General features: G+C 73.6%; 3 protein-coding genes. All 3 read right to left on the reverse strand.

What is annotated here, in order from left to right:
- Positions 1 to 758 (reverse strand): alcohol dehydrogenase catalytic domain-containing protein (locus AB0I76_RS28285; RefSeq protein ID WP_357041698.1); only part of this gene is annotated, 758 nt, incomplete at its 3' end.
- 115 nt (positions 759 to 873) lie between these two features.
- Entirely contained in the window at positions 874 to 1,380 is a 507-nt protein-coding gene (locus AB0I76_RS28290; protein ID WP_357041701.1) for a DinB family protein, read from the reverse strand.
- A 54-nt stretch (positions 1,381 to 1,434) separates the two neighbouring features.
- The coding region (locus AB0I76_RS28295; RefSeq protein ID WP_357041704.1) for a M15 family metallopeptidase at positions 1,435 to 2,167 on the reverse strand (733 nt) is incomplete at its 5' end.

A 2,167-nucleotide genomic window follows, 5' to 3' on the forward strand; every position in this document is an offset into this window, starting at 1 on the left:
GCGCACAGCTCGAACGTGGCCGGCACGCCGACCGCCTCGATCGCCACGTCGGCACCGAGGCCGCCGGTCAGCTCGCGGACGACCGCGCGTGGGTCGTCGTCGGCGGAGACGGTGACGTCCGCGCCGAACTGCTTGGCGGCCTCCAGGCGACTCTGCGCCTTGTCCACCACGACGATGTGCGCCGGGGAGAAGAGCTTCGCGGTGAGGATCGCGGCCAGCCCGATCGGTCCGGCGCCCACGATCACCACGGTGTCGCCGGGACGCACCTGCCCGTTCAGCACACCGACCTCGTACGAGGTGGGCAGGATGTCCGCGAGCAGCACCGCGGCCTCGTCCGACACCGTGTCCGGCAGCCTGTACGTGGACAGGTCCGCGAACGGGATGCGGGCGTACTCGGACTGCACGCCGTCGACCGTGTGGCCGAGGATCCAGCCGCCACCGCCGAGGCACTGCCCGTAGCTGCCCTCGCGGCAGTAGCGGCAGGTCCCGCACGCGGAAATGCACGAGGCGAGGACCCGGTCGCCCACGGCCAGGCCGGCCACCCCCTCGCCGATCTCCACCACGGTGCCGACCGCCTCGTGGCCGAGCACCCGGCCGGGCTGGACCTCGGGCACGTCGCCGCCGAGGATGTGCAGATCGGTGCCGCAGATCGTCACGGCGTCCACGCGGATGACCGCGTCCCGCGGGGAGACGATGGTCGGGCGCGGGACGTCCGTCCAGGACCTGTTTCCGGGGCCGTCGTAGACGAGTGCTTTCATGGCTCCTCCTTCCGCCGTCGTCACCTCCCACGCTGCTCCCATGGGGTGCGGCGGGGCAGGGCCGGAGGTCCCCCGGCGGCGGGTCGGCGGTCCGGTCCCCCGGGCGGCGGAGCGGTCAGGCGCCCACGGTGCCGTCGACGCCCTCGCGGATCAGGTCGGCGTGCCCGTTGTGCCGGGCGTACTCGTGCATGAGGTGCAGCATCACCAGCCGCAGTGACACGGTGTCGTCCCACCGGGCGTTGTAGCCGGTCACGTCCAGCGACTCGGCCTCCCGCTCGATCCGGCGGGAGTGCTCCACCTCGTCCTGCCAGGCGGCGAACGCCTCGGAGCGGGTCGCGTCCCGCGCGTCGTACGCCGCCTGGAAGTCACCGGAGTCCGACCAGACCAGCCCGATGTCCTCGCCGGCGATCACCCGCCGGAACCAGGTGCGCTCCACCTCGGCCATGTGCCGCACCAGGCCGAGCAGCGACAGCGTGGAGGGGGGCATGGACCGCCGCCGCAGTTCCTCGTCGGTGAGGCCGTCGCACTTCCAGGCCAGGGTGGCCCGGTGGTAGTCGAGGAACCCCCGCATCATCTCCCGCTCGTCCCCGACGACCGGTGGGCCGATCCGCTCGGTGGGCACCGTCGACACCTCCTCCTCCGGCGGCCCCGCGGGCCGTGGAGGAGTGATCATGCCTCAGCGGGCGGAGGAGCGGGCGACCGGCACGTCGAAGTACCGGTCCGGGTACGGCTCGTCGCGGTAGCGGTAGTGCCACCACTCACGGTCGTAGTTGACGAACCCGGCGTCGGTCATGAGGCTACGCAGCAGGCGCCGGTTGGCCCGCGCGGTCGCGTCCACGCCGCGGCTGTCGGTGTGGGCGAGCGGGTCGAAGCAGTCGAAGCCGGTTCCCATGTCGACGCTGTTGTCCGGGAACCGCTGCGCCCGCGGCGCGGTGCACGGCACGAGGGGCCGACCCGGGTCGTACGCCGGCTGCGGGGGCGTGGGCACGTCGACGAGCGTCAGGTCGACGGTGCTGCCCCGGCTGTGCGCGGTGGGCGCGCCGAGATATCCCCGGTCGAACAGCTCCGACTTGGCGACCCGCGGGTAGAACTCGCCCTTGGCCTGCTCCTCCCCCGGCCTCCGCCCCCACGCCACGAAGTCGTCGACGGCGCTCTGCGGCCGGTAGCAGTCGTACACCTTCAGGCTGCGGTTCCGGGCGAGCGCGGCGTCCTGCGCCCGGCGCAGCGCCTCCGCGGCGGGCCGGGTGAGCAGGCACAGCGGTTCGTCGTAGCCGGCGACGGGACGGCCGACGAAGGTGTGCGCGGTGGCGTACCGGATGTCGGTGCGGATGCGCGGGTCGACGTCGGTGAGCACCACCAGGTCGGGCGCCGGCGTGGGCGCGCCCGTCGCCGTGGGCGCGGGTTCGGGC

The sequence above is a fragment of the Micromonospora sp. NPDC049799 genome (genome assembly GCF_040656655.1).
Classification (GTDB): Bacteria; Actinomycetota; Actinomycetes; order Mycobacteriales; family Micromonosporaceae; genus Micromonospora.